Consider the following 26,066-nt stretch of genomic DNA (forward strand, 5'->3'; position numbering starts at 1 on the left):
GTGTTAAGTTGAACTATTGATTTCTAGTAATTTTGCTACATCCATAACAGGCGAAACCTGCCCCTCATGAGGAATCTCATGATATCTAATTTGACAAGCACTTGCCAGTTTTCGTTGGATGGGTTCATTTTGAAAAGAGGAACTCATCCATAAATACACTTTCGATTCCGGATCCATCCAAATCATGTTGGCAAATTCGGCTCCTCTTACTCCAACCAAAACTTTCGAAGAATAAAACTCTGTGATTTGTTGAAGCAATCCTAAATCACCGGTGGGTCTAGCCTTCACCAAGTATCCTGCAGACTTTAGTTCTTTCACTCCTTCTTCTATTCCTTTTAATTCTCTTCTTTCTGATCCATATCCAGGAAACCACCGGGCTTTTTTACCCGCTTCACTTGAGATTATTTCAGGGGGAGCCGCTCTTTTGATAATAAGCCAAGATTTATTTTCGATGGGTATCGGATTTAATCCCAATACTTTAAAAATTATGAATTTTCGGTAAGAATTAAGTTCTTTTTTGAGGGAAGGTGGAAAGTTTCCAAATTCCTCCAGGTATTTGTCCCAGCGGGGAATGATGATCAAGTTTTTTTTGAATTTGAAGTGATGATAGGTAAACCAGCTGGCATTGTCACCGCGAAATCTCCTTTCTGCATAAGATAGTCTTCTCCAGATTTTCCTTCGAATGGATTTCCATTCCTTTCGAGTCATTCCTATGGTTTTCTCTGTCAGCTCTTCAAACTCATGCTCGACTCCCAGATGATTTAGATATTCTTTCGCCAATGCGTCTGTGAGAGGATTACAGGAATCTAAAATGAGTTTTTTTCCCGCGAAAAGTTCAGGCCTTTTCCAAAGCAAATAGGAAAAGGGAATAAAAAATCCAAAGAGGTAATGCCAATAATTCCCCAGATCACCTCCTCTTGCAGGGTCTGCTTTTAAATGAATCGCTGTCAATAAATTCAATTAAGAAATCTGTTCCGGTGTTTTTTCATTTAGTTTCCTAATGGAGAAATAAAAAATCCATTGGAAATTTCACTTTGTCGCCAATAATAACCTAAACCTGTTGAAAATTCTAAGTTTTATTCGATTTAATACTGTATCCTCCGTGTTTGCTAACTAATTTCTGTAAGTCTCACTTTTGCTCCTTTATTTTAAAAATTTTTAGTTTCCAAGAGCCGCATTGATTTTTTCCCAAAGCAACTGGTCAAAGCCCGAAAGTGCAAAGTTGGGATTGTCTGGATCGGAAGCTCGTCCCATTCGGATGATGACCATTTTCTTGCTTGGGATCACATAGATGCGCTGATCCTCAGCACCCATTGCGGCATACATATCAGCAGGGGCATTGGGAATGAGCATACCCGGAAATACAGTCTGACTGTTGGGTAGCATAAATTGACTTTTGCCATTGAGCCACCACAGGTAGCCATAGGAAGGATTGATGTTTTGGGAAGTGGAGGTACTTTCTTTGAAAAAGGCTTCGTTGACGATTTGTTCATCCCCCCATTTGCCCTGATTCAATGCCAAGAGCCCAAAACGTGCCATGCTTCGGGAGTTGCTGTGGTAGACGGTGAAAATGAGCCCCTCATTCCAAAAACCATCCATTCCGATCTTGTTTTTTAGCTTGGTCATAAAGTACGTTTCAAAAGACTGACCACTTGCTTCTCCGACTACATTCATCAGCCGCTGAAAGACATTGTGATAAGACCACCGCGTGCCCGCATCGGCCAGATAGGTGAGGTTAGGACGGATGACCAGCTGATTTTCATCATTGATCCCCGAAGTCATGGAAAGCAAGTGCTTGGGTGTAATCAGGGCTTCTTTTGCCAAGGGCATAGTGGTCCAGCCTGGGCCGAGATATTGGGACACTCGGGTATTAATATTGAGTAGGTTCTCCTGCTGTGCGATTCCCACGGTTGCCGTGGTGAGTGTTTTTCCGGCACTGTTCCATTGCCAAGTGTCGGTGGCTTTATGACCGTCAAAGTATTCCTCCATCGCGATTCTTCCATTGACCAGAATGAGGAATGACTTGGAGTTTTTGGATCGCAGAAAGTCCACTAAGCCAGGGATTTGACTTTCATCCCAATTGAGCTCTCGGGGGCTGATTTTTGCCCAATCATTTCCTGCAAGGGGAGGGAAATACATAGCCTGATCGGTGCTATTCCCGGGTTCCTCAGTGGGATTGCAGGATGCCTGTACCAAAAGTAAAATTGCGAAAAGAAGGGATAGTGTTCGCATAGCATTAAAATTTACTCTAAGACATCGGATTTTAAAAATGGTTTAAAACTGAGCCTTTTCGAAGATTATTTGACTTTTCACCAAATAAAAAAGCGAAAAAGCATCCAGCCTTTTCGCTTAGTAACCAAAATCCGAGGTAAGTTATCGTCAGTTGAGTTTGGTCTTGTAGATCGCCGACCCCTGTCCTCCTGTTTTGCTTGACAGTAGATACAGGTTGTTTGATTGGTCAAACTCGATGTCTGAGATCCGTTGAGTGACTGTCCCGCCCGAACTGACGTTTGAAAGTTTTTCTGCAAAAGGGAAATTTCCATCCCACTCGTAGATTGTCCATTTATTTCCTTTGAGCCGCTGAAGTTGACTATTGTCGGCACCGATGAGATTTCCTTCCCGGTCTACTGCCTGTGGGGAATATTTCAAGTCTGATTTGGTCCAAGTATCCCCCTTATTGTCAGAGTAGTGAAGACCGCCTCCAGAGGCACCGATTCCAAAGTCTCCCTGCCAGTTTCCCGGTGTGGCAAAAAGCCGGTTGCCTTGGCTGGCATGGATGAATACGATTCCGGAGTTTTTCTTTGTCCAGGTTTTGCCACCGTCTGTAGAAATGCTGATTTCGTTTACTTGGGAGGTGGAATTGGTGAAATGAGGGAAAAGGAGTGTCCCGTCATTCATGCGGAAAAGTCTGTTGAAGTCCGCTCGCACAAAAGCCGTCTGAGGAGCAAAAGGGACGAAGGTAGCTACCAGATTTCGGGTGATCGTATTTCCGTTGTCTTCCGAAACGCTGAAGTAGCTTTTGTTGTCATGATAGGTGATCATATACAGTTTCCCATCCAACACGTGGACAAAGGATGCCCCCATCGTACTCAGATCCCCATAAAGCTTAATTTCTTTTTTTTCTACCACATCGTATCGATAGATGTAATTGTTGGAAATGGTCGTGTAAAAAAGATATCGCCCATCATTGGAAACGGCGAAATTAACAGCAGTTTTTCCCTCTGGAAGCGGGATTTCCTCCCAAGTGATTTTTTTGATTTCTTCTGCTACTTGGTCGTCTCCATCTTGGGACTGTCCATCATCACTCATACAGGAGGTGAGGAGAAAAAGTAGAAAAACCGGAACTAGAAAACGGTACTTATTCATTTTGACGGGGCTTTTAGGTATTGAAAAACAGTTGCCTTAGAATGCTTTTCAAAAATCGCCCCCACCTCGAGGTCTTGCCATACGTCAAATGCCCTATTTGCCCTGAAAAAAACTTTTCCAAAGTTCGAAACTTTGGAAAAGTTGGGAAATAGGGAGGGCTAAGTTTATCTCAGCCCGAAAATTTTGATCAAATCGCTCTCTGCTGCCAAATAGCCAAAGGAGGTAAATACTTTGCTGTCTGTTAGTTCCTGCATCAACTGCTTCGACTTGACGGAATCCCCGTGATACAAATACCAATTGGCGACACCGTATCGGACAGCATCATTGGACGGGCTGCCGCCGCCACTTGGCATGATTGAATCGAGGGGAAGCAGTCCTTTATAGAGCAGACAAAGGTCCGCATAGCTTTGATTTTCGATCACGGTCGAGTCCGGATGGATCGGGGCCAAAAGTGAATCGGCTTTAGCCGGATTGCCCAATCGCTGCTGAATCATATAGAGCCAATGGGTACTGGAGACGATGTTGTCGTAATGATTGCCACTTTCTCTGCATTTTAAATAAGCTTCGTATGCTTTTTCATATTGGTGAGTCAGGTAATAGGCCAATCCCAAGTGGTAGTAAATGTTCCCATGGAGGCTGCTCACCGGGATGTTGAGGGCATTGGGCATGCCATCCGGTTCGATCTCGTCGGCAGTTCCTTGGATCAATTCAGCCGCTTTCTCAAAGTCAGCAAGGGCTTTTTCATACTCCCGGATGCTGATGTAGCGGTGTCCCCGATGCCGGTAGAGTCGGGGTTCGTTGGGAAATTTTTCCAGTCCTTTGGAATAGATGTCGATCGCCTGTCGGTATTGACCCAAATAAGCGGTGCGACGTCCGTACCAAATGAGCGCTTCCACATCCTCGGGATTGGCTTCAAAAGTGGCTTTTGCTTCCTCAAATTGGGCTAGCAACTTTTCTGAAGGAACCGGAATTTCAAAGGTTTTTCCCAGTGGAGTAGTGAAGGTGGAATCCACCGATACGGTCTCTTCCGCTTCCGGCTTGGTGGGTTTACAGGCGAAAGCGAGGAAGAAAATAGGGATCAGGAAAAGATGTCTCATGATTGTGATTTGGATTGTCCACAGTGTTTACTGTGTTTTTTCGATAAACTTGAAAATTTAATGATTATTCCCCCTTCACATACTTTCTCCAGTTGTGCTGCTCTTGGAAGCCAAGCACTTCGCGGATTTTGCGGTTGGAGAAAAGTGCTTCGTGTTCCTCTAATTCACGGGTGAGCGATACCCCGGGGAAAAAGCGCTCGGCTAGTTCTTTGCTTGGGATGATCGCTCCGTTGTGGTCATTGCCGGCATTGAAGACCTGATAGCCTAACCCATCCTTTTGCAAACACAAATCTACAATCTGTCCCAGGTCACGCGCGTCGATGTAGCAGAAAGCGTTGCGACGACGGACTTCAGGATGCTTGAAGTAGTGAGGGAAAAGAGTCTCGTACTCATGCGGCTCGATTACATTGCCGATTCGCAGGGCATAGATGTCTACTCCGGTTCTTCGCTGGAAAGCTCTTGCAGTTTGCTCATTGACCACCTTGGATAGGCCATAGCTGTCCATGGGATTGACGTCATAGTTTTCGTCAAGCGGGAGGTATGCAGGATCGGTTTTGCCATCGGAAAAGCAAATACCATAAGTCGTCTCCGAGGAGGCAATGATGATCTTTTTGATTCCGAGCTTCACAGCGGCTTCGATTACATTATAGGTGCCTATGGTATTGACTCGAAAGGTCTCATTGTCCGGCTTGATCAGGATTCTTGGCACTGCGGCAAAATGAACCACGGCATCAAATGCCGGAACGCCCGTGCCGGGTTCCATTTCATCAAATCCTGCATACATACTCATCGCATTAAACATCTGACCCGAGTCAGCGATGTCGGCGGTAAGATTGTCCACTCCGGGATGATTCAAAGGGGTGAGGTCTACGTTCATCACGCGGTGACCTTGCTCGAGTAGGTAGGGGATGACGTGTCGTCCGGCTTTTCCGGAACCTCCGGTGAATAAAATGCGCATGGTTTTAGGGTAAGATTGGGGTGAGTAATTCGGGATAAGTTAAGGTTTTCTCTATTCTTGGGTTTAGGATAGATTTCTATTATGGTTCACCGATATCTTCATTCCAAAGGGCAGGATTTTTGGCAATAAATTCTTCCATCATTTGAATGCAAGTTGGATCATTTTCCACGATGACTTCCACGCCGTGCTCTCTGAGTAATTGTTCCGAACCCATAAAGGTTTGATTTTCTCCAATGATCACTTTAGGGATACCGTAAAGCAAAATGGCCCCTGAACACATCGGGCAGGGTGAGAGCGTGGTGTAGAGGATGGATTCTCGATAGACGGATGCGGGTTCTCTGCCTGCATTTTCGAGGGCGTCCATTTCACCGTGAAGGGTGACACTTTTTTGCTGGACTCGCTTATTGTGTCCCCTTCCGAGGATTTTTCCCTGATAAATCAAAACAGAACCAATCGGAATACCTCCTTCCCGGAGTCCGGTTTGTGCTTCTTCAATGGCTGCTTGGAGAAATGGGTCCATAAGTTTTTTGGTATACCAGGCTAGGTTAGATTATGGTTTTAGGATATAAAATTTGACTTGATGATTGCTTCAAGAGATAATTGCAGGCTTAATGCCTCAAACCTATTCTAAGTTTTCTAAGGATTTGTCTACCAGAAAATAACCCAATCTTCCGCTGCGACATTCTAATAATACGGCGCCACTCTGACTCTTTTTCACAATTTTTTTCAAATCGTCAAGGGTGTAAATTCTTCGGTTATTGGCCTTGACGATAAGTTCCCCAAGTGGCCACTCGATCTCGTCGGCCTGAGTACCTTGGTAAATATGGGTGACGACTAGCGCAGGTTTATCCTGATCGATCGTTTGAAGCATTTCCAACTGGGCTGCAGGGTCCACTTCCTGAATAGCCTGGATAATTTCAAAACTCAGCGGTTGAATAATCATTCCGAATACTTCAAGGTATTTCCTGTCATTCAAAATCGGGATGGAATTGATGCCTTTTTCCGGATTTCTCATGGCGATGGCTTTCGTCTTATGAATCACCCCCTCTCTCTGAAATACAATCTCTGCGGATTCACCGATAGGCACAAGTTTTATGACGTCATAAATATTGATATGCCTGTATAAGCCTTCTTTTCCAATGACAATGCCGTGGCGGTCAAACTCCATCTTGTTGATCGAAAGAATGACATCCCTTGGTTTGATTTTGGCGGCGTCCAGGAATGCATTGGGGACTACTTTTGAGACGATCACCCCTTTGGCATGAGCCTGTTTTAATAAAGGATTAAAGTTTTCTGCATTCTTCTGCAATTTTCCACCAATATCTGCAAAGTGAGGTTCATTGAGCAGAAGCAAGTTTTCGATGATGATTTTCACAAAACTGGCAGGAGTAATGAATCCAATGTTTTCTGCATTAATCATCACGACTGTATTGAGTCCGACCACTTTGCCTTCTTCATCGATACTTGGGCCACCGGAGTTACCCGGATTGATTGCGGCATTGGTGACAAATCGTTCGGTGGTATACTCTGATCCGGATATAAAATTGGTAATCTCCCCACCGGTAATGTTGGGTTCGATCATGCCCACGGGGTATCCTATGGCCTTGATGGTCTCTCCTCGTGAAGGGCTCCTGCCTTCCTTTAATTCCAGGTATTCGATATCTTGGATAGCCAGCTTTTTGAACCTTAGCAACTCCTTATCTGTCAGTCTGATCAAGGCCACATCCGGTTCCAACTGTTTCACCAATCCTACCACTTCAGCATCAAACCGTTCTTCGCTGGTGAGCATGGAGCTGATTTTTACCTTGATCGCATTCCGTACCACGTGGGCATTGGTGACAATATAGCCTTCGAGATCTTTGTATTTTACGAAAAACCCTGATCCAGACCACACCCCGGGAACTTTGATGGAAGGATTTAAGATAGACTGGATATCCTCCTCGATATAGCCCTCTACCAAGATTTGGACTACCCCACTCATCATTCTGCTTGCGCTATCGGTACGTTTTTGCTTTTTCTTTGACATAGGTTACTAAAAATAGGGAATTATGGATAAGGCCTTGAAAATTTTCAAAAGGAAAAACCTTCCCAAAGATTGCTTGTGTCCAAGGTTTGGAACCACAGATAGGGAGGAGAGCCCTCTGAATTGCCAATTCCGATGAACAGGAAAAGCCACTCATTGCCCCATTTTCATGGCAGATGCCTTTCCCTTGGGGTAAGATAAATATTCCCTAGTGATGAAAATTACCCTGAAAAAATTGAACCGATCGCGTCCAGGTTAAAGTGCAATTGGAACTTGGGAGAAGGTTTTTAAATAAGTTACTCATGCCTGTTGACTTATTGCAGCACCATTTCCACCCGCCGGTTTTTGCTTTTGCCTTCTTCAGTAGCATTGGTGCTGACCGGTGAAAGCGAAGCTATTCCGTAGGATTTAAGCTGGTTTTTGGAGATTTGATAATCGAGTATCAACGCTTGGACAACCGCTTCTGCTCTTTTTTCGGATAATTGCTGATTGTGCTCCATGCTGCCGGTATTGTCGGTGTGTCCGACGATATATACTTGAATCGATGGATTGGCTTTGAGGTATTTGGCCATTTGTGCGAGCGTTTCTTTGGATTCAGGATTGATTTCTGCCCGATCTGTATCAAAGTAGATTCCGTAAAAAGCCACTTTGCCCGTCGACTTCACTTCTCGTTCGATATCCTCTGAGGTGAGCACAATGTATTGGTTCATAATTTCTTCCTTGAGACAGGTCACGGAAAAAGTGCCGCTTTGGTCACTTTGAACTTCTATCCACCAAGATTCTCCGGCCGATTTTAGATGAAGAAGGGTTCGTGAATTGGATTGGCTGATTAGGCTTCCTCCTTTGGAGAGAACAGCCTGAGTGTAATTCTGAAAAATCATCGGATTGGAAGGTCTCTTTTCCCAAGCCCCTTCAAATGTGTAGTAGGTTTTCAAGATATAACCTGATTTTTCCAACTTCTCCCAAGTGCCGGATTTATCGGTGTAATCGGTTTTGAAGGTGTCAAACTCTTTCTCTTCACAGGAGGAGATCCGATGCTGTGGGAGTATGGAAAACAGGGGGTGGTTTTCACAGGAATTCTGAGCGAGTACGCTCCATGTGCTTAAGAAAATTAAGACAGGGAAAAAAAGAAGATTTCTCATTTGGTAAAGCGTTTTTTTCCGAAAAAGGACTAACGGAAAGCAGGATATTCTCGTCGAACTTCGTTGCCCGAATTCCCGCTTCATTGAATTTGAATAGCGTAAAAAAGATAGGATTAAGTCTTTAATCTACCGGTTTGCCGAATCGTTTAAATAAAAGGTCAGCGCTCCGGAGGGGCACTTTTTCACCGTTTCGATGATTCGTTCGGTAGTGCTTGCTTCCGGTTTGATCCATGGTTTGGATTTGGGCTGGAATACATCCGGGTTATTTCTGACGCAATTGCCGGAGTGAATGCATTTTCCTGATTTCCAGACGATGGTGACTTCCCCATTGCTGTATTCTTTGGTGAGATTGTCCTTGTCCATGAGTGTAGTGAGTTAGAGTACGTCTTGTATTTCTGCTGTTTTTTGGAAAACGCTTTTGGCAAAGGGACACAAGGGGAGGATTTTGATTCCTTTTTCCCGGGCAAATTCAACTGCCTTCATCACGAGTTGTTTGCCTGCACTTTTGCCCCGGAGGGCATCACTGACCTCAGTATGGTCGATGATCATTCGATGTGTTCCTGCCCAGGTATAGGTCATTTCTGCCTCTTTTTTTCCTTCGAGAAGGATGTAAAAACTACCCTTTTTGCCATTGTCTTCTTGGTGGATATCCATGTCTGTCTAAAATTAGGTGAGGTAGGAAAAAGCTATCAAAATGAATTCTTTAGCTAAGTTTAGGCAATTTGGGTGAAAAAGGCTAGGTGAGTATTGGTGTTTTATTACCGAGAGAAGGCGCTCGGACTTATTTCATTCTTAATTTGAACTTCACTAGGATCACTAAAAAGTACCTAAGTTTGGTCTTTGAAAATTTAAACCTTTCAAACTCCCTAAATTACCAAACTACTTTTAGTCCAATTTCCTGATAGCGATTGATGTTTTCATCAGCTGTTATAAAAGTTAATCCGTGTCGGAGTGATTGCCAGATCATCATTCGGTCAAAAGGATCTTTGTGAATGTTCGAATCCAGTTTGTAAATAGTGAGTGCATCATCCATTTCCAAATTCAACTCCTGGAAATCAAAATTTTGAACAAATCCAGCTTTTACTATTTCAGGATTATGACCTTTTAAGTCCAGTTTTCCTGACTGAAATTTCAAGCTCATTTCCCAAAAGCTCACTACGCTTAAATATATCTCGTTTTTTGGTTCAAGTAAAATAGCTCTAGCTCGACTGCTGAGTTTATGGTCTTCGTAGGCCATCCACAAAATGACATGTGTGTCTAGCAAATACTTCATAGTCCAAACTCTTCCAATTCCTGATCAGACCAGTGGAGGTCTTCATGGTTAATAGTCACACCCTGCTCCTTAAAGAATCCTAGATTTCGTTGCACGGGCTTTTCGGGTTCCAAAGTTTTGCCAAAATAGCCGACTAAATCACCGGACTTACCCTTGATTACTTTGACGGTAACACCGCTTTTGATCAGTTCTATAACCTCAGAAAACCTCGCTTTAAACTCTCCAATGTGCATCGTTAGTGTCATAGTTGTCTGATTTTAAGCTAAGTTAAACTTTTCTTGACAACTTGTTAAGAAAAAGTTCGGTTTGAATATGGCCTATCTCCTAATATTCCAACTGATACAATTCAGAATCCCTCCGTCCTTAGCCAAGACATTGGATTCGATAGGGATGACTTTTTGATCTGGGAAGCAGGTTTCGATGATTCGGAGAGCTTCCTCGTCTTCTTTGAAGTTGAAAACTGGAACAAAAATCACGTTTTCCATTTGCAGGAAATTGATGTAATCTCCATTCGCGTGGTTATTACTTGGGTTATTGTAGACATTGTAGGGAAGCTTGACTACCTCCAATCCGGTATTGTGAAGGGCGATCTCCAAGGCTTCGTAAAATTTTCTACTCTCCTTAGCATAGTCATTAGCCAAAATGGTCTTCTCGTTCACAAAGCGAGCCATCCCATCTGCATGTCCGGTGAAATCACCTGGCTGCACGGGAAGAAGAAAAATCCGATCCAATTCGAGAAGTTTTTTGAGTTCAGTCAAAAGCGCTTTTCTCTCCCAAGCAGGATTATCTTCAAAAATCCGATCCGTCACAAAAGCCTGATGGGCTGACCTTACTAAGTTTCCTCCATCCAAAACGATGTCAGATTTATGCGTTTGAATGCCCAAGGAGGCACAAATCGCATCCACATCGGACTTGGTTTTCTGATATTTGAGTGGCTTGAGATAGCCCGGATCGTATCGAAACTGTATAAAGCTATCCCCAACCTGAATCGGCATGTAATCCACCGCCCAAACGTCCTTGGTGCCGGGCAAAAAGTCAAAAGCAACATTTTGAGCCTTTAACTCCCTTTCCAAACGAGCATAAAACTCCGGAAACTTTTTGGGAAGTGTATCAGCAAGGTAAAGGAAGTTGGTTTGGGAGTCGGGGGTCATTTTTTTGGATTGATAGAAAATGCGTAATTCTTCACATGCATGTCATTTACCTCGGCGTTTTTACCTAGCCCTTTTCTTGGCCCTGCTTTAATGGGAAGAGAATCGAATGGTTTTGAGATAAGCTTGGTTTGAATATTTCCATCAAAGGCATTGAATCCGCTAAAAAGGGTCATTGCACAAACCATCGGTCCTTTGATCTCCTTTCTTTCAGTAAGGTCATAAATTCCCCGGATCAAGATTCCACCTTCTCCTTTGAGGTCAGGATCGTCTAACGCAATATCTACCCCTGAATAGTGAAAAAACCAATCTCCTGCTTTAGGTTGGACATGATTTCTACCATAAGTGGATTGGTCAGGGTGAGTTTCTGATTTCCAATAGAACTCTATCTCCATCAAACGAAAAAGTTGATCACCTTTCTGAATGGCATATTCTTCAAAAAGCCTCTTTGCGATTTTACCAAATCCAGCTTCATTTTCTTTATCGGGAGTTATTTTTAGGAAGGTCATTTAATCATGAGGGATTTGATTTTCTAGTGGTTTGGTGAAAGGGAATTACAAATTCTACTAGATGTATAGGAGGAGTTGAAAATTACTCCTTGACCAACTTTTAAACTACTCTCAATTGGGGATTAGTTTGATTTGCTATAAATTTTTGTTTCAATGTGGACAATTGAATAAATACAAACTGATACTATTATCCCAAAGCCCAATGCTGCTCCGTTTAATCCTGAAGAAAGTGAAGTTCCATTAACAATTTCAAAATCTATTCCTTGAATTTTCTCAGGTTTGATTTCAAATCCACCACTTTCTTTGAATTTTTCTCCAAACTCAATTAAAGAATTATAAGAATAATATGCCATAAAGACTAGGCAAATTTGGAATAGCCTTAATATCGTGTAACTAATATTGTTCATTTTTTTATGGCTTTATGTTTAAGGTTTCTTTAATTATGTGATAATCACTTAGAAGTTCATTAATTTTCCCAATAGAGGTCCTGTCACTAAGGATTGGCCTTACAGGATGCATCACTTTATTTCTAACTTCCCCATATGTTCCTTCAGGACTAAATTTCTTTGAAAATTTATTAAGGGATTTAAGATTTTTAGGAAGATGGTTTAAAAATTTATTTATAGTAATGCCAATAGTTTGTAAGTACATGTGTTCAAATATATTGCTGTCTACATTGTGTTTTCTTGAATTTTGAAATTCGCTTATTATGTTAAGGAGGTGGGAATCTTGAGATTCTGAGAAGGATTTTATTATTTCATCTTCATTAATATGCTCCTTTAGTTTCACTGCAACACTTTGCTCTATATCTGCAATAATTTGAAATAGATAGTTGTAAACTGCAAAGCAATTCAAGTTAACAAATGATACAAGACCCAAAACATCTTTGTTGTTTGCGAGGAAAAAATAATGTTCTTCTTCCTCATTGAATTTTTGAATTAAATCAGCTAAGCTTGTTCTATAATAAATTGTCTTTGTTTTTTCAATTTTATTTAGGTTCAACTGGTTGTAATCTCCCCAAGTCCGAGTTGAATAATATTTATTAGTTTTTCCGTCTGATTCGGTTATAGGTAAAACATCAAATTTATTCTTCTTCATAATCTCTTTGGCGAGCACCTCATCTTCATTCTCTATTGAAGTCCAATTCCATTTGTTTATTCCAATTTGAGCTACTGTAAGGTCTAGAATTGGATTGTATTCAAAATGTTTCCTGATTTCCATTTGAGTTTACTTTTTCAGCTTTTATTCATTTTTTTCCAATTGTGTAATTACTCTGCTAGGTGTAATTTCTTCTCGAAGCCTTTGAAGTTAAGTAGGACGCTGGGTGGGATTTACAATCACTCCTAAGTGTCCAAACCAAATTATAATTGGTTATAACCACTAATTTCAGGAAATCCCTTTCCTTTTGTTGTCCAAGAAAGACCTTTCAAAAGCCTTAAACCCCTTCTCGAATTTATCCCTGGCTTTCGTTCCAATAGGCCCAAATTCTTCCTTAATCAATTGGTCTAAGGTCTTTAGATTCTTGGTTTTCTTATTTTCCTTCATTGTTGTTTTCTTTCCTTTATTCTGAATTTAGGATTAGCTGGACGGAATTAAAAATCCCACCCAGCCCTTTTTCCTCACTTCACAAACAACACTCCCACCCCCTTCTCACTTGCCAGCTTATCGAATGCAGGCACGGCAGTTTGGATTAGTCGTTCGCCTTCGGCTTTGAGAGGTTTCCACTGTTCCATCAATTCGGCGTAGCGGGCTTTGGTGCCTTCGTTGATTTTTGGAATGCTGCTTTCCCCATGGTTCATCATAAACATAAAGTTGGCGGTGAACTTGTTCGGGAAGTTTTCCACGTCATCATAGGCGGTGGACTTGCGCTGCACCATGTCTTCATCCCAAGCTTGGATTTCTTTGATTAGGGTTTCGGCAGCGGTCTTCAGGTCTTTGTATTCTGCTTTTTTATCCAAGCGAGTGACCAAGTCCTTGAGTTGGTCTTGGTAGGCTTTTGCGGTATTCACCATGGTGTGCATGGTGGTGACCTCGCTTTCCAGCTGACTCATCAATTCATGATAGGCTTGGTAGTCAGCAGGAGTGAGGTTGTAATCCGGAACGTCCACGATTTCCCCTTTGGCTTCGGCTGTCACTCCTCCACCGCTGAGTCGAAGGGTGTAGGTGCCAGGAATGGCTTTGTGGCCCGCATAGCTCGATTCGATATAGGCTGTAGGGATACCAGGCACGGTCGGATAACGCAGGTTCCAGACAAATCGGTTGACTCCTTTGCGCGTGGAGATTGTCGGTTCGGGTGAAGGTCCGCCGTCGTAGGATTTGAAATCCGGATCTTTTTTGGAACTCAGTTTTCGTACGAGATTTCCTTTAGCATCGAGGATTTCCAAAGTTAGTTCGCTGCTGTCGGCGAAAGTCTCAGGAAGGTGGTAGTAGATCACCATGCCATTGGCAGGATTATGGCCTTGAAAAGGATGCGTACCGGTAAATCCGTCCAGATTGCCACTGTTCATGCTGGAGTACCAGTTGCCCAAAAGGGCTTTTTCTGGTGTGTAGAGCGTGATTTTGTCTGCTTTGGCCTGTACTTCCCGCACGGCATTCAGCTCATCGAGGATCCAATAAGATCGTCCTGCCGTCGCCACGATCAGGTCGTCATGGGCTACTTTTAGATCGGTAATCGGAGTGAGTGGAAGGTTGAGTTGGAAAGATGACCAATTTGCACCGCCATCCTTGGAGATATACATGCCTGTTTCGGTTCCCGCGAAAAGCAAGTTTTTCACTTTCGTGTCTTCCCGCACCACTCGAGTAAAGGCTCCGTAGGGAATGCCTTTGGAGATATTCATCCAGGTCTTTCCGTAGTCGCTGGTTTTGTATAGCGCAGGCGTGTAATCGTTGAACTTGTAGCGGGTCGTCGCGATATAGGCAGTCCCCGGATCGTGAGGCGAAACCTCAATCGCATTGATGAGGGTTTCTTTCAGGTCTTTTGGAGTGACATTGGTCCAGGTTTTTCCACCATCACGGGTCAAATGAACAAGGCCATCATCAGAACCTGTCCAGATCACTCCAGCCTCGTGCGGGCTTTCGATTACATAGGCAATAGTGCCGTAGTTTTCCGCGCCGACGGCTTCATTGGTGTAAGGCACGCCACCTTTGCCCTGCTTGGATTTTTCATTTCGGGTGAGGTCAGGGGAAACTTCTGTCCAGGTTTTTCCCCAATCCTGAGTTTTGAGGAGGACTTGTGCCGCATGATAAAAAGTATTGGGTTCGTGTTGAGACCAGATGATGGGAGCGTTCCAGTTGAACCGGTACTTCATGTCCTTCGCGTCCATTCCCAGGTATTGGATCGGGGCGGCCATGATATTGGTAGAGCCCTGCGTCTTCATGTCGAGCACTTCGATCGTGCCTTGGTAGCTTCCACCCAAGACATACCTTGGATCATCCGGGTCAAAGGCCAAAAAGGCGCTTTCTCCTCCTGCGGAATAGTTCCAATGCTCCTGGGTAATTCCTCCTCTGCCTAAAGCCATGCTGGAAATCACCACAGAAGTATTGTCCTGTTGCCCGCCATAGATGCGATAGGGAAATTGATTGTCCACATTGATTCGGTACATCTGAGCGGTAGGCATATTGCTCTGAACAGACCAGGTTTTGCCACCATTGAAAGAAATGGAACCGCCACCGTCATCGGCCAGGATTAGGTTGTTGGCATTTTTAGGATTGATCCAGAGATCGTGGTAGTCCCCGTGCGGGCCGGTGATGTCTTCGAAGGTTTTTCCGCCGTCGATCGATACCAAGAAAGGCGCACTTTGCACATAGACTTTATGCTCGTTCACGGGATCGGCAAAAACTTCGATGTAGTACCAAGCCCGCTGGGTGAGTCGGTTGCTTTTGTTGATGAGTGTCCAGCTTTCTCCGGCGTCATCAGAGACGAAGAGGCCACCGAGATCCTTGTCTGAATCGCTTTCGATCAAAGCATAAACCTTATTAGAATTGGCTCTGGAGACGGAGATGGCCATTTTTCCTTTTTCCTCAGGCAAACCTTTGTGGATTTTCTTCCAGGTCTTTCCGGAATCTGTGGATTTGTAAAGTCCCGAGCCCGGACCACCGGATTTCACCTGCCAAGGGAAACGCTGATGCTCCCACATGGCAGCATACAGGATTTCCGGGTAATTCATGTCCATGGAAAGTTCCACCGCTCCGGTCATGTTGTCCACGAAAAGGACTTTTTCCCAAGTCAAACCTCCATCGATGGACTTATACACGCCTCGATCCTCGTTAGGAGCATGCAGAGCGCCCTGGGCGGCGACGTAAAGCACATCAGGATTGGTTGGGTGGATTTGGATTCGGGAGATGTGTTGGGTTTTTTCCAAGCCGAGTTTTTTCCAGGTTTTGCCTGCATCGGTGGATTTGTATACGCCGTCGCCGTAGGAGGTCATCACGCCCCGAGGCGCATGCTCACCCATGCCGACATAGACCATGTTGGGATTGCTTTCGGCGACAGCTACAGCACCAACCGAACCTGTGGTGAAAAATCCATCGGAAATATTCTCCCAATGCTGACCTGCATCCGAGGTTTTCCAGAGTCCTCCTCCGGTAGTGCCGAAGTAGTAGGTCAGCGGATCGTTTACCACTCCGCTAGCAGCCACTGATCGACCGCCGCGAAAAGGGCCGATGTTTCGGTATTTGATCGGGAGGGAGGAATCGTAGGTTTGTGCAGTTGCAGTGATGCTTCCAAGTAGAAGCAAAAAGGCAAGGACTTTTTTCATAAGGATTCGGTGGTTTTGAAAAAGTAAGTTAAAGAAAAGTCATAGAACATAATTCTGAATGCTAAAATCAGAAGTCTAAAACTGATTATACGCTATTCTGTCAGTAGACGAATATTCCTCTGATTTTGGGCTGGGAGACCGTAGACGGAAGACCGAAGAAATACATGAATTGGCATTTACCAGTTAATTTAAGCTTCTAACTTGACTACTGGCAAAGTTCCGTATATCCAATAGTCTAAAAGTTCAGAAATGGAGCTTCAAATAATGTTGATGGAAATAGAGAAAAAAAAGCCCCGCCATTGATTCGGCAGGGCTGAGTTGGTTTAGTTGTTTATTGTGCTTAATTATTTCTGTCGCGGCTGTTTCCTCTAGTTGGGGCAGAAGATTCGGTTCGGCCTGCAGGGGCTGAGCTTCTGGCAGGCGCCGAGGATTTTACCTGTGGCTGGCTGCTTTGACTTCTGCTTGGCTGAGCGACTCTGGATTCATTTCCTCGGGATGGAGCGGTTCTTACCTGAGGTTGAGATTGGGTTCGCTGCTGAGGCTGTCGCACTTCCTGAGTTCTGGAAGGTGCCGAACTTCGCTGTTCCACACTTCCCCGCGGTGCCGGTTGAGGCTGTGTTCTCACTTGAGCATCTCTACTTGGTTGCGGTTGAGTCCTTACCTGTGATTCTCTGGAGGGCTGCGGCTGCGTTCTTACTTGAGATTCTCGGGAAGGAGCAGGCTGAGTTTGTACCGTTCCCTGTCTGGAAGGCTGTGCAGATCTCGAGGGCTGGGAAGTTGCCTCCCGCTGACGGGTATCTGCAGGCGCTGGTTTCACCTCAAATTTTTGTTCCTGACCTCTGGACGAAGGTGTGGCTGTTCTTCCTGGATTGGCTGTTCCTTGGCTGGAATTGGCAGAGCCAGATCGACTTGGCTGACTGGTAGAGCCTGAGTTTGCGGGACTGATTTGCCTGCTTGCACGTGCGGTTTTCACCTCTTCCGCCTGCAATACTCTGGACGGTCTGGCTTCCACACTTCTTCCTCTGGTTTCCTCCAATTGGGGTCTGTAAAGGCTCACTTCGTTTCTTGCCACTGCCGATCTTCCCGGAGCTTCCGCAGTACGGATATTGTATACAGGTACTACCTGCCTTGTCACACGCTCGACATCTCTTCGGTTAGGACCTGCATAGTAATTGTGGTTGTTGTAGACGACCGTATTGTTGATCACGGTAGTTCTGTTGATGATTTTCACCTTGGTATGGTGATGGCGATACGGAGCGTAGTAGCTGTATACATTTCTGTGATAGATCCTGCCGTGAGGGATGAATACCCAATGACGGGAGGGAATATTGATGCTCACATTGATGGACACGCCAGGTCCAAGGGGTGCCCAGCCATAGTATCCTCCTCCGGATCTCCAGCTCACCCAAGCAGGTGCCCACTGATATCCGGGGATCCAAGCCCAGCTTTGATAGTAATCGTCAAAATACCATCTGCCGTAGTGGAAAGTGGCCCAGCCCCAATCGTAATCGGAAACCCAGGTATTTCCGTATTCGGTCATGACCCAGTGTCCGTTGGTGCCGTATGGGTGAAAATCATCATAGACCGCAGGAAGCCAGATGTAGCCATGTCTGCCGTCTTTGACCCAGTCTCCATAGGGAGTAAGCGCGTCGTAGAAAACCTGAAAGGAGACACCTCTGAAGTTTTTTGCCTCAGCAGGAATAGAAGAGAAAACCCCGGTTAAAAGCACCAAGCTGAGCGTCGCCATTCGGAGCCATCGGTTTTTTTGAGTCGTTTTCATGGTAGTTGTGGTTAGAAGTGGAATTGGGTACGGTTGGGGCTAATGGTTTATTGGGAAGATGCGAAATGTCCTGAGTTGGTTGCATGGATTATTTCATAAACTGGGCCATATTTTTGAGACTTATTGAAAATCAAGATGAATTTTATGGATCTATCGATAAAAAATAGATAAAGGTTGTGTCTTATTGTTGAGTCTGTTTTAAAAAATGAACTTTTTTTATCCTACTTATTTTAAAAAATCAATGAACTGCGATTGTCTATTTGAAAAATGTAGAGATCGGCTCAGGGGTTTGTTTAAATTCTAAACGGAAAATCCCTGTTTTTGGGTATCTGGAGTTTTCTTAAGATTTTCTTAAAATTTTTTTAAGAGGAAAAAGTTTGGATTGATTTTCCATTCTGGGCTATTAAAAAAAGTCTGAAAATTCAAAAAGCCCTTGGTTAAAGGGCTTTTTGAATGGGTTATTTTTCTTATTGAATGGATCGGTTTAGGGCCTCTTTTCCTCCCACAATGGGAAGTGTAAGGGATGTGCCGTCAAGATCAATGGTGAGTTGGGTGCCAGGCCTTGGCCAGAGGGTAAACTCTCTGTCTGAAGAGAAAATCATCAGGCCGATTTGTTGACCGGCGGGAATGATCTGATCGTCGGGTTGAAGCTCGAAGTTTAGCTCATAGAATTTTCCCGGAATCAAGGGCTCGCTTTTTCGAATGGAGGAATGATTTTGAGGATCGGCCCATCCGCGGGTGATGATGTTGTCTGTGATTCGGGCATTTCTGCCTTCATTCCAAGGCAGGGAAACCAGCCAAACCGATAGATTTGTAGCAGGTTTGTCGGAGGCAAGCTTGATTTTTATGCTTGCTGTCCCGGAGATATGCACATCTTCTTTCAATACCGGGCTTAGATACATCAAGCGGTGTTCCGTGATTTCGGCTTGGGCTAGGGCCGAACCCGAGAATGAATAATTGTCCACCAGAGTTTCCCGTTTTGCGGTAGTGGTTTTCTGCAAATTCAGGGTACCCGCATCCGGAGCTCCTCCGGTCAAATACATCGTCACTTCTGAAGCACTTGGATTGGGATAGTCCGCATAGGGAGTGGGTTTGTTTTGAGGGTCTTTTTCTCTTACGATCCAGGCTTTTGGGTCATTTTCCACGCCGTTTTCAATGCCATGAAGGTATCGTGTAAACCACCGGTTCATCATGCTCAAGGGCGGAGGTCCACCGTGACCGTTTTGGTGGTAATAAATCATGGAAGGAACGCCTTTTCTTCGGGCCTCCTCATAGATTCTGTAGGAGTGCTCAGGCATCACATTCCAGTCATTGAACCCATGTGCCATCAGGAGGGCTGCCTTGAAATTCCCCATCTGATTGAGATAGTCTCGTCCTGCCCAAAAGTCATTGTAATCTCCGGTGATTCGATCCATTCCCTGGGCCATTTCAGTATCTCGGACCGTTCGGTTGTTGTAAGCCCTCTTAGACTCATCTCCACTGTGGATGAAATCATACAGGACATCAATGTCTTCACCCAAATATCCTCCCGGTGAGCGAACTAGTCCATTGGAACGGTAATAGTGGTAATAGGAGGTGTTTGGGGCTATGGGAATAATGGCTTCCAGACCTTTGACTCCTGTGGTGGCTGCGGCTATGGGAAGTGTTCCATTGTAAGAAGTACCGGTCATACCTACCTTACCGGTGGACCAAAAGGCCGTTACTTTCTCATTTCCGTCAGGGCTGGTATAGCCGTTTTCTTTTCCGGTCAGCCACTCAATGACTGCCTTTGGGGCTAAAGACTCATTCTGTCCTCCCACGGTAGGGGCACCTTGAGAAAGGCCTGTTCCCGGAGACGAAGAGTGAACAACTACATATCCCCGGGGTACCCAAATGTAGATTTCTGTGTTGGAAATGATGGGCCGTTCGCCGGTACGCTTCACTTCGGGATTGACGTGTGGAGGGCCTGGCTCACCAAGCTCATGGCGGACATCCCAGAAAAATTCCCGATTGTTTCCTGCAGTCCCTGCATAGTAAGGGCTTGAGGCATAGATCACAGGAAGTTTGAGGCCTTCCGTCTCGGTCTGCTGAGGTCGGGTGACAGCCACATGCATTCGATCCTTTTTTCCGTCTCCATCAGTATCAAACTCTGTCTCTACCCAAAGGTCATGGCTGATCCATTTGGTGGAGTCTTTGAATTCCGGTACGATCTGGGCTTCCCCATTTTCAAAAATCGGTTTGGCTTGGGCAAAAAGTTGCTGTTGTACTCCTGTGAAAAGCAGCAGCAAGAAAAGGATCCATCCGGTTCTTGCTGAATTTAAAATCTGAACGTTTGATTTCTTCATTTGAGTGTTTTGAAAGAGTTGAAAATGGCAGGGGAGAAACTATGTTTTCTGATTATTCGCCAATCCGCCCATTGGGGAATATTATTCTTACTAATACGTTGGAGGACCGAAGAATCCGGAGATTATTCGTTTGTTTAAAGTTGAGCTTTATTATGGAAAAGATCTGTACATCCAAATTAAGCAATTTTGGTTTTCACCAATTCCCCCATGACCCAGTTGGCTCGGGCTCCGGAGACTCCCGTGCTTGGGCAAGTGCCTGTTCCCAAAAGGTCTTCGACAATGGACTGAATCAGCGGTTGTTGGATATGATGGGGAAGGGATAGATGAAAATGCTGCGGTTCTTGGAAGTCTTGAATCAGTGTAAATTCGCCTTTTCCGAAGGTGGCAAAACGGATCTGTCCTGTGCTTCCGTCCAGAATGATTTCATCTTTTTCGGCAGAATGGGAAGAGGTAAAGCACCAATTTCCCGTGCCTAGGACTCCGTTTTCGAAAACAAAACTACCCACTACCAGGTCCTCCGCTGCATAGGCCTTGGCCTGATTGGTAGCAAAGCCCGAAGCATGGGTGATTTTCCCGAAGAAAAAATCCAACAGATCCAACTGATGGGAGGCCAAATCGAAAAAGTATCCGCCACCTGCGATCTCGGGGACGACTCTCCAATTATTTTCCAGCATGGTGATGATTTCCGGCTCAACCACCTGTTTCATGTTTACATGTACTGTCCGGATTTCTCCGATCGCCCCTCCGTCTATCAATTCCTTGATTTGGACAAAATGAGGTAGAGCACGACGGTAGTAGGCTACATAAAGCGGAACATTTGCTTTTTCACATACCTCGATCATTGCCAGACATTCGGAATGGGTCCGAGCCATGGGTTTTTCCATATAGACAGGTTTGCCTGCTTCGGCAGCCATTCGGGTCATTTCCAAATGGGCATTGGGAGGGGTGGCAATGTAAATCGCATTGACTTCAGGATCATTGATGAGTTGCTGAGCATCGGTGTACCATTTGGGGACACCGTGGCGGGAGGCGTAGTCTTTCACTTTTGCCTCGTCGCGACGCATGACCCCCACCAATTTACTGTGCGGAACAAGGTTCATGGCAGGTGCGGACTTGACTTCGCAGACATTGCCCACGCCGATCACTCCCCATCGAACTTCTGAATCGTTAAGTTTTTGCATGTCAAAAGGTATAACTTCCTCCTCAAAAAGTTATTTTTTATCGAATCGAAATCTCGCACCATCAATTACGATGCATAATCCAGCCTGAAAAACGATCAGGGCTACAGTTCCATACACTACCCATTCTTCCCCTCTGAATTTTGCAAAACCTGCATCCACGGTCATGCAAAGGCCGGTACCTGTAAGAAGTAAGCCAGCTACAGACTGGACAAACCATCTGGTTTTTGATTTCATTTTTAGATAAGGTTTAATGTGTTTTTCAAAACCGATCAATCATCACCATCCCATTTTCCTGAAAACGGTCCATGGAGGTTAGAGCTTCAACCGCTTCGTCAAGACCTATCCTTCTTCCGATAAGCGTTTGGGGTGCGATTTTTCCCTGTAAAATCATCTGCATCATTTCCGGATAGGCATGGGCCTGCATGCCGTGACTTCCGAGTAGCTCGAGTTCTTGGGCGATGACCAAATGCATCGGTACTTGAGGATTGGTTTGGTCTCCTGCCATCAGTCCGATTTGAATGTGTTTGCCTCGTTTTCTGAGGCAGGCGATGGAGTTGTAGCAGGTGATTTTGCTTCCCAAGGCATCGATCGAAACGTGTGCTCCGCCTTTGGTGAGCTCAAGAATTGCTTCCGGTATATCGGGATTGATTTTTCCATTGAGCAAAATGTCAGCTCCGGCGGCTTTGGCCAAAGCCAGCTTTTCTTCAGAAATATCTACTGCAATCACCTGGGCGCCCAAAGCAGCAGCAATCATAATAGCCGAAAGTCCCACTCCGCCGCAGCCATGCACGGCTACCCATTGCCCGCCGGTGACTTTTCCCTGAGCGACCACTCCCCGGAAGGAAGTGGCAAATCGGCAGCCCAAACTCGCGGCCGCCTCAAAACTCACCGAATCCGGCAGTCGGACCAAGTTGGCCTCGGCTCGATGAACGGCCACATATTCCGCAAAGGATCCCCAATGGGTAAATCCCGGCTGAAATTGATCATCGCAAATCTGCTGGTTTCCACTTTGGCAGGTCGGGCAGGTGCCACAAGCGCAGACAAAGGGAACGGTCACCCGATCCCCGGCTTTCCAGTTTTTCACTCCTTTGCCCACTTCCCGGATCACTCCGGCAAACTCGTGCCCAGGAACATGCGGAAGCCGGATATCCGAATCGTGTCCCATCCAACCATGCCAGTCGCTCCGGCAAAGTCCGGTTGCCTTCACTTCCAAAACCACTCCGTAGTCTGGTACTTGAGGATCGGGAACTTGGGTGATGATGGGTTTTTCTTGGAAGGATTCGACAAGGATGGCTTTCATTGAGTGGTGATTTGAATCGGTAAATTCTAAAAAAATCACAAAAAAACCGTGAGCATTTCCACCCACGGTTTCTGGAATAATCTGTAAAAACTGATTACTGTGACTGCCGACTGGATTATACTTCAAATCCTTTTCTGTAGGTTCTACCCACAAACTGATTGGCTTCTTCCAGGTTAGTGATGCGCATGTTTTCACCGTCCCAAAGAAGCTTTCGGCGACCGAAGAACTCGTCTCTGCCCTGCGCATTTTTTCTTCTGAGCATATAGCTTCGGATGGCCAAGTTACCCATCAAAACCGTCTCAGTCATCGGGCCGGCGTAGTCAAAGGATGAGGTCAAAGCCTTGTGTTCTGCAGAACCAAAACCCGCTTTGCAGGCATCCACCCACTTCCGCTGATGTCCATATTCCGGTTCGGTGCCTTCGATCCGATCCGGACCAAATTCCTGAGTGCCATCATACAGGTATAACTTTGGCATCAAAGGCGAACTATCGTTGATGTTGTGCGTGATGATGCCTTTTTCTCCGATCATCATGACACCGTTAGCGGAGTTGGCTCCGCCGAGGTCATGGTCAGGAGGAATGATGTCAGGATGTGATGGTCGGATACCACCATCCATCCAAGTCATTTCGAGCGGAACCGGATTTTTCGCAGTTGGGCCATAGTGAAGCGTGATGAAGGAAGACGCAGGACAACCTTCCGGGTTGTAATCCGCAGTCCACATTTGCGAAAACACCGAGCCAACGGAGCACTCTGCATCTGTCGGATAGTTTAATCCGAGCATTCGGAAAGGAATATCCATCAGGTGACATCCCACATCACCGAGAGCGCCTGTACCATAATCCCACCAGCCTCTCCAGTTGAATGGATGTAGGTTTGGAGTAAATGGTATTTCCGGCGCCGGTCCTAGCCACAGATCCCATTCGAGCTCGCTTGGTTTTGAGCCTGAATCCGCTTTAGGGAAAGGACCTCCTTGAGGCCAAACAGGCCGGTTGGTCCAGATTTGGACTTTGGAGACTTTTCCGATTTTGTTCGAATCCATCCAGCCGCGGATCATGTCCATGAGCGGATTGGAGGCTCCTTGATTACCCATTTGGGTCACGACTTTTTGGTCACGAGCCATTTGAGTGAGCATTCGGGCCTCGCGGATATTGTGCGTCATGGGCTTTTGCACATAGACATGCTTACCTCGCTCCATGCAAAATTTGGCTGCAGGACCATGCACGTGATCCGGAGTAGAGATCGTTACCGCATCAATGTCTTTTTGCTCTTCGAGCATTTTGCGGTAGTCCGCATACAGCTTGGCATTGGGAAAGCTTTTGACGGAGTCTTTGGCGGAGCCCGAGAAGTCCACATCGCAGAGCGCCACCACACGCTCTCGGCCGTTGACCGAAGCATTCAAAATATCACTCCGGCCTTTTCCGCCGGCACCGATAGCAGCTAGATTGAGTTGATCTGAAGGAGCGGTGAAGCCCACTCCTCCGAGTACATGTCTCGGAACGATAAAAAACGACGAAGCAATTGCCGCATTTTTGATAAAATCCCTACGGGTTTGCCCCGCAGCGTTGGAATCCTGTTTCTTCATGGGGTTATTGTCAATGAGGTTTAATGTGATTTTGGAATTAGGTAGAATCAGTTGAGTTTTTTGATAAGAAAATCCTTTGGGTCTTGCTACAGATAGAATAGGTTTTTTGGATCAAAACGGACTACTGAGATAAGACTTTTTGAAAATAGTGATTTCTGTCTCCTTCTGTAAGGTAAAAATGAAGTTTCTCGAAATTTTTGGATAAGTGGTAGAAGCGTTAAAAAACTTTTTTCAACAAAACCTGATAGGTACGGATAGATCGGTAAGGATTCCGTAATTTTTTTGAAAAAAAATTAATGAAAGGGGAGTGTTGTTAGAAATCGATTACGAATAGTCCAGAGAAGGAAATTCATGGTCTTTTTACTAAAAAATAAGCGAAAACTTCGCCTGTGGAGGTTTTGATGTTTTTCTCTTTTGCCATGCTTTCTTTAGCTTTAGGTGATTTACCCTTAGTAAATTTTGCTTTAGCCCAGAACAACCCCATAAAATGCAAATCGGAGTTCTCAAAGAAACCAAAGAAAATGAGCGGCGAGTGGCCCTTAGTCCTGATGTGGTCAAATTGCTCAGGAAAAAAGAATTTGAAGTCATCATCGAGTCAGGAGCGGGAGAGGGATCTTATTTTTCGGATGAAGATTTCAAAGCTGCAGGGGCGGAAGTAGGCCCTGCTTCAGCAGTATATCAAGCTGATGTTCTTCTCAAAGTCAATTTATTTTCACTGGATGAAATCGCGAGGATGAAGGAAAAATCGGCCTGCATTTCCTACATGTATGCCTATCAATTTCCCCAAATCATCGAGGCGCTCAACGCCAAATCCATTACTTCCTTTTCCATGGATGCGGTGCCGAGGATTTCCCGGGCACAAAAAATGGATGCGCTTTCCTCTCAGGCCAATTTGGCCGGATACAAAGCCGTACTGTTGGGAGCCAACCATTTGGGAAAAATCTTTCCCCTCATGATGACCGCTTCAGGGACGATCACTCCGGCCAAAGTCTTGATTTTTGGTGCGGGAGTAGCCGGCTTGCAGGCCATCGCTACCGCCAAAAGACTCGGAGCCATCGTGGAATGTACCGATGTACGGCCTGAGACCAAGGAACAAGTAGAGTCACTTGGAGGCCGTTTCCTGACCGTAGAAGGTGCCGAAGGGGTAAAAGTCGAAGGCGGATACGCCAAAGAAGTCTCTGCCGAATACCTCGAAAAGCAGCAGCAACTCATCCGTGACAAAATCAAAGATGCCGACCTGGTGATTACTACCGCCTTGGTTATGGGTAAAAAATCGCCCATTCTGGTCACTGAAGACATGGTGAAAAGCATGAAGACAGGATCGGTCATTGTGGATATGGCGGTCGAATCCGGTGGTAATTGTGCACTATCCGAAAAAAATGCCACAGTCGTAAAACATGGCGTGACGATCATTGGCGAGGCCAATTTGCCTTCACTGCTTCCAGTCAATGCAAGTAATCTTTATGCCGTGAATATTTCCACTTTGTTGCTGCACCTAGCTTCTAAGAATGGGTTAAATCTCGACTTGGAAGAAGAAATTACCAAAGGTGTCCTGATTACCCATCAAGGTGAACTGGTACATTCCTTTACCAAAAGTATTTTGAATCAATAGACCCTCACAGACTT

General features: G+C 45.2%; 24 protein-coding genes. 1 reads left to right on the forward strand and 23 read right to left on the reverse strand.

Annotated features, from left to right (window positions below; translation table 11 throughout):
* Window positions 1-3: 3 nt before the first annotated feature.
* From CLV31_RS05315 to CLV31_RS05430, 23 genes are all read right to left on the reverse strand, one after another.
* Complete coding sequence (locus CLV31_RS05315) at window positions 4-960, reverse strand: glycosyltransferase 61 family protein (RefSeq protein ID WP_111391851.1); 957 nt, start codon at window positions 958-960, stop codon at window positions 4-6.
* Between the two features lie 198 nt (window positions 961-1,158).
* Window positions 1,159-2,232: a serine hydrolase domain-containing protein gene (locus CLV31_RS05320; protein ID WP_220084319.1), complete on the reverse strand. Its 1,074-nt coding sequence runs from the start codon at window positions 2,230-2,232 to the stop codon at window positions 1,159-1,161.
* Window positions 2,233-2,379: 147 nt separating this feature from the next.
* Window positions 2,380-3,366: a sialidase family protein gene (locus tag CLV31_RS05325; RefSeq protein WP_111391852.1), complete on the reverse strand. Its 987-nt coding sequence runs from the start codon at window positions 3,364-3,366 to the stop codon at window positions 2,380-2,382.
* Between the two features lie 164 nt (window positions 3,367-3,530).
* Window positions 3,531-4,463: a tetratricopeptide repeat protein gene (locus CLV31_RS05330; RefSeq protein ID WP_111391853.1), complete on the reverse strand. Its 933-nt coding sequence runs from the start codon at window positions 4,461-4,463 to the stop codon at window positions 3,531-3,533.
* Window positions 4,464-4,527: 64 nt separating this feature from the next.
* On the reverse strand, window positions 4,528-5,421 hold the full coding sequence (locus CLV31_RS05335; protein ID WP_111391854.1) for an NAD-dependent epimerase/dehydratase family protein: 894 nt from the start codon (window positions 5,419-5,421) through the stop codon (window positions 4,528-4,530).
* Window positions 5,422-5,500: 79 nt separating this feature from the next.
* Window positions 5,501-5,941, reverse strand: coding sequence for a nucleoside deaminase (locus CLV31_RS05340; protein ID WP_111391855.1), 441 nt, complete (start codon window positions 5,939-5,941; stop codon window positions 5,501-5,503).
* Window positions 5,942-6,043: 102 nt separating this feature from the next.
* Window positions 6,044-7,447, reverse strand: coding sequence for a S1C family serine protease (locus CLV31_RS05345; protein WP_111391856.1), 1,404 nt, complete (start codon window positions 7,445-7,447; stop codon window positions 6,044-6,046).
* 311 nt (window positions 7,448-7,758) lie between these two features.
* Complete coding sequence (locus CLV31_RS05355) at window positions 7,759-8,586, reverse strand: OmpA family protein (protein ID WP_111391858.1); 828 nt, start codon at window positions 8,584-8,586, stop codon at window positions 7,759-7,761.
* A 126-nt stretch (window positions 8,587-8,712) separates the two neighbouring features.
* Complete coding sequence (locus tag CLV31_RS05360; RefSeq protein WP_111391859.1) at window positions 8,713-8,949, reverse strand: (4Fe-4S)-binding protein; 237 nt, start codon at window positions 8,947-8,949, stop codon at window positions 8,713-8,715.
* Window positions 8,950-8,961: 12 nt separating this feature from the next.
* Complete coding sequence (locus CLV31_RS05365; protein WP_111391860.1) at window positions 8,962-9,240, reverse strand: GNAT family N-acetyltransferase; 279 nt, start codon at window positions 9,238-9,240, stop codon at window positions 8,962-8,964.
* A gap of 217 nt (window positions 9,241-9,457) precedes the next feature.
* On the reverse strand, window positions 9,458-9,859 hold the full coding sequence (locus tag CLV31_RS05370; protein ID WP_111391861.1) for a type II toxin-antitoxin system VapC family toxin: 402 nt from the start codon (window positions 9,857-9,859) through the stop codon (window positions 9,458-9,460).
* On the reverse strand, window positions 9,856-10,104 hold the full coding sequence (locus CLV31_RS05375; protein ID WP_111391862.1) for a hypothetical protein: 249 nt from the start codon (window positions 10,102-10,104) through the stop codon (window positions 9,856-9,858). Before CLV31_RS05375 ends, CLV31_RS05370 begins: the two co-directional genes overlap by 4 nt.
* Window positions 10,105-10,176: 72 nt before the next feature.
* Window positions 10,177-11,010: an agmatine deiminase family protein gene (locus CLV31_RS05380; RefSeq protein ID WP_111391863.1), complete on the reverse strand. Its 834-nt coding sequence runs from the start codon at window positions 11,008-11,010 to the stop codon at window positions 10,177-10,179.
* Window positions 11,007-11,516 carry a hypothetical protein gene (locus CLV31_RS05385; protein ID WP_111391864.1) on the reverse strand — a complete coding sequence of 170 codons (510 nt, stop codon included), beginning with the start codon at window positions 11,514-11,516 and terminating at the stop codon, window positions 11,007-11,009. Before CLV31_RS05385 ends, CLV31_RS05380 begins: the two co-directional genes overlap by 4 nt.
* Before the next feature lie 122 nt (window positions 11,517-11,638).
* Window positions 11,639-11,869, reverse strand: a complete 231-nt coding sequence (locus tag CLV31_RS05390) for a hypothetical protein (protein WP_111391865.1) — start codon at window positions 11,867-11,869, stop codon at window positions 11,639-11,641.
* A 58-nt stretch (window positions 11,870-11,927) separates the two neighbouring features.
* Window positions 11,928-12,737 (reverse strand): hypothetical protein, encoded by an 810-nt coding sequence (locus CLV31_RS05395; RefSeq protein ID WP_111391866.1) that lies wholly within the window; start codon window positions 12,735-12,737, stop codon window positions 11,928-11,930.
* 398 nt (window positions 12,738-13,135) lie between these two features.
* On the reverse strand, window positions 13,136-16,273 hold the full coding sequence (locus tag CLV31_RS05400; protein ID WP_111391867.1) for a VPS10 domain-containing protein: 3,138 nt from the start codon (window positions 16,271-16,273) through the stop codon (window positions 13,136-13,138).
* A gap of 340 nt (window positions 16,274-16,613) precedes the next feature.
* Window positions 16,614-18,053 carry a DUF6600 domain-containing protein gene (locus CLV31_RS05405; protein ID WP_111391868.1) on the reverse strand — a complete coding sequence of 480 codons (1,440 nt, stop codon included), beginning with the start codon at window positions 18,051-18,053 and terminating at the stop codon, window positions 16,614-16,616.
* A 467-nt stretch (window positions 18,054-18,520) separates the two neighbouring features.
* The gene (locus tag CLV31_RS05410) at window positions 18,521-20,377 is read right to left on the reverse strand and encodes a Xaa-Pro dipeptidyl-peptidase (RefSeq protein ID WP_111391869.1); all 1,857 of its coding nucleotides are present in this window, start codon (window positions 20,375-20,377) and stop codon (window positions 18,521-18,523) included.
* A 176-nt stretch (window positions 20,378-20,553) separates the two neighbouring features.
* Entirely contained in the window at window positions 20,554-21,558 is a 1,005-nt protein-coding gene (locus CLV31_RS05415; protein WP_111391870.1) for a Gfo/Idh/MocA family protein, read from the reverse strand.
* Window positions 21,559-21,588: 30 nt separating this feature from the next.
* A complete protein-coding gene (locus CLV31_RS05420) occupies window positions 21,589-21,792 on the reverse strand; it encodes a hypothetical protein (protein WP_111391871.1) in 204 nt (67 codons plus the stop codon).
* A 25-nt stretch (window positions 21,793-21,817) separates the two neighbouring features.
* Window positions 21,818-22,858 (reverse strand): zinc-dependent alcohol dehydrogenase family protein, encoded by a 1,041-nt coding sequence (locus tag CLV31_RS05425; protein WP_111392030.1) that lies wholly within the window; start codon window positions 22,856-22,858, stop codon window positions 21,818-21,820.
* Between the two features lie 115 nt (window positions 22,859-22,973).
* Window positions 22,974-24,440: a Gfo/Idh/MocA family protein gene (locus CLV31_RS05430; RefSeq protein ID WP_111391872.1), complete on the reverse strand. Its 1,467-nt coding sequence runs from the start codon at window positions 24,438-24,440 to the stop codon at window positions 22,974-22,976.
* Window positions 24,441-24,927: 487 nt separating this feature from the next.
* Between CLV31_RS05430 and CLV31_RS05435 the strand changes: the two genes are divergently transcribed.
* Window positions 24,928-26,052: a Re/Si-specific NAD(P)(+) transhydrogenase subunit alpha gene (locus tag CLV31_RS05435; protein WP_111391873.1), complete on the forward strand. Its 1,125-nt coding sequence runs from the start codon at window positions 24,928-24,930 to the stop codon at window positions 26,050-26,052.
* Window positions 26,053-26,066: the final 14 nt, after the last annotated feature.

Origin of the sequence: Algoriphagus aquaeductus, from assembly GCF_003253485.1 — a bacterium.
In the GTDB taxonomy this organism is placed as follows: Bacteria; Bacteroidota; Bacteroidia; order Cytophagales; family Cyclobacteriaceae; genus Algoriphagus; species Algoriphagus aquaeductus.

What these genes read in the sequence shown, in the direction of transcription:
- CLV31_RS05320 (WP_220084319.1), bottom strand. Translation starts at nt 2,232, where the DNA reads ATGCGAACACTATCCCTTCTTTTCGCAATTTTACTTTTGGTACAGGCA.
- CLV31_RS05325 (WP_111391852.1), bottom strand. Translation starts at nt 3,366, where the DNA reads ATGAATAAGTACCGTTTTCTAGTTCCGGTTTTTCTACTTTTTCTCCTC.
- CLV31_RS05330 (WP_111391853.1), bottom strand. Translation starts at nt 4,463, where the DNA reads ATGAGACATCTTTTCCTGATCCCTATTTTCTTCCTCGCTTTCGCCTGT.
- CLV31_RS05335 (WP_111391854.1), bottom strand. Translation starts at nt 5,421, where the DNA reads ATGCGCATTTTATTCACCGGAGGTTCCGGAAAAGCCGGACGACACGTC.
- CLV31_RS05340 (WP_111391855.1), bottom strand. Translation starts at nt 5,941, where the DNA reads ATGGACCCATTTCTCCAAGCAGCCATTGAAGAAGCACAAACCGGACTC.
- CLV31_RS05345 (WP_111391856.1), bottom strand. Translation starts at nt 7,447, where the DNA reads ATGTCAAAGAAAAAGCAAAAACGTACCGATAGCGCAAGCAGAATGATG.
- CLV31_RS05355 (WP_111391858.1), bottom strand. Translation starts at nt 8,586, where the DNA reads ATGAGAAATCTTCTTTTTTTCCCTGTCTTAATTTTCTTAAGCACATGG.
- CLV31_RS05360 (WP_111391859.1), bottom strand. Translation starts at nt 8,949, where the DNA reads ATGGACAAGGACAATCTCACCAAAGAATACAGCAATGGGGAAGTCACC.
- CLV31_RS05365 (WP_111391860.1), bottom strand. Translation starts at nt 9,240, where the DNA reads ATGGATATCCACCAAGAAGACAATGGCAAAAAGGGTAGTTTTTACATC.
- CLV31_RS05370 (WP_111391861.1), bottom strand. Translation starts at nt 9,859, where the DNA reads ATGAAGTATTTGCTAGACACACATGTCATTTTGTGGATGGCCTACGAA.
- CLV31_RS05375 (WP_111391862.1), bottom strand. Translation starts at nt 10,104, where the DNA reads ATGACACTAACGATGCACATTGGAGAGTTTAAAGCGAGGTTTTCTGAG.
- CLV31_RS05380 (WP_111391863.1), bottom strand. Translation starts at nt 11,010, where the DNA reads ATGACCCCCGACTCCCAAACCAACTTCCTTTACCTTGCTGATACACTT.
- CLV31_RS05385 (WP_111391864.1), bottom strand. Translation starts at nt 11,516, where the DNA reads ATGACCTTCCTAAAAATAACTCCCGATAAAGAAAATGAAGCTGGATTT.
- CLV31_RS05390 (WP_111391865.1), bottom strand. Translation starts at nt 11,869, where the DNA reads ATGGCATATTATTCTTATAATTCTTTAATTGAGTTTGGAGAAAAATTC.
- CLV31_RS05395 (WP_111391866.1), bottom strand. Translation starts at nt 12,737, where the DNA reads ATGGAAATCAGGAAACATTTTGAATACAATCCAATTCTAGACCTTACA.
- CLV31_RS05400 (WP_111391867.1), bottom strand. Translation starts at nt 16,273, where the DNA reads ATGAAAAAAGTCCTTGCCTTTTTGCTTCTACTTGGAAGCATCACTGCA.
- CLV31_RS05405 (WP_111391868.1), bottom strand. Translation starts at nt 18,053, where the DNA reads ATGAAAACGACTCAAAAAAACCGATGGCTCCGAATGGCGACGCTCAGC.
- CLV31_RS05410 (WP_111391869.1), bottom strand. Translation starts at nt 20,377, where the DNA reads ATGAAGAAATCAAACGTTCAGATTTTAAATTCAGCAAGAACCGGATGG.
- CLV31_RS05415 (WP_111391870.1), bottom strand. Translation starts at nt 21,558, where the DNA reads ATGCAAAAACTTAACGATTCAGAAGTTCGATGGGGAGTGATCGGCGTG.
- CLV31_RS05420 (WP_111391871.1), bottom strand. Translation starts at nt 21,792, where the DNA reads ATGAAATCAAAAACCAGATGGTTTGTCCAGTCTGTAGCTGGCTTACTT.
- CLV31_RS05425 (WP_111392030.1), bottom strand. Translation starts at nt 22,858, where the DNA reads ATGAAAGCCATCCTTGTCGAATCCTTCCAAGAAAAACCCATCATCACC.
- CLV31_RS05430 (WP_111391872.1), bottom strand. Translation starts at nt 24,440, where the DNA reads ATGAAGAAACAGGATTCCAACGCTGCGGGGCAAACCCGTAGGGATTTT.
- CLV31_RS05435 (WP_111391873.1), top strand. Translation starts at nt 24,928, where the DNA reads ATGCAAATCGGAGTTCTCAAAGAAACCAAAGAAAATGAGCGGCGAGTG.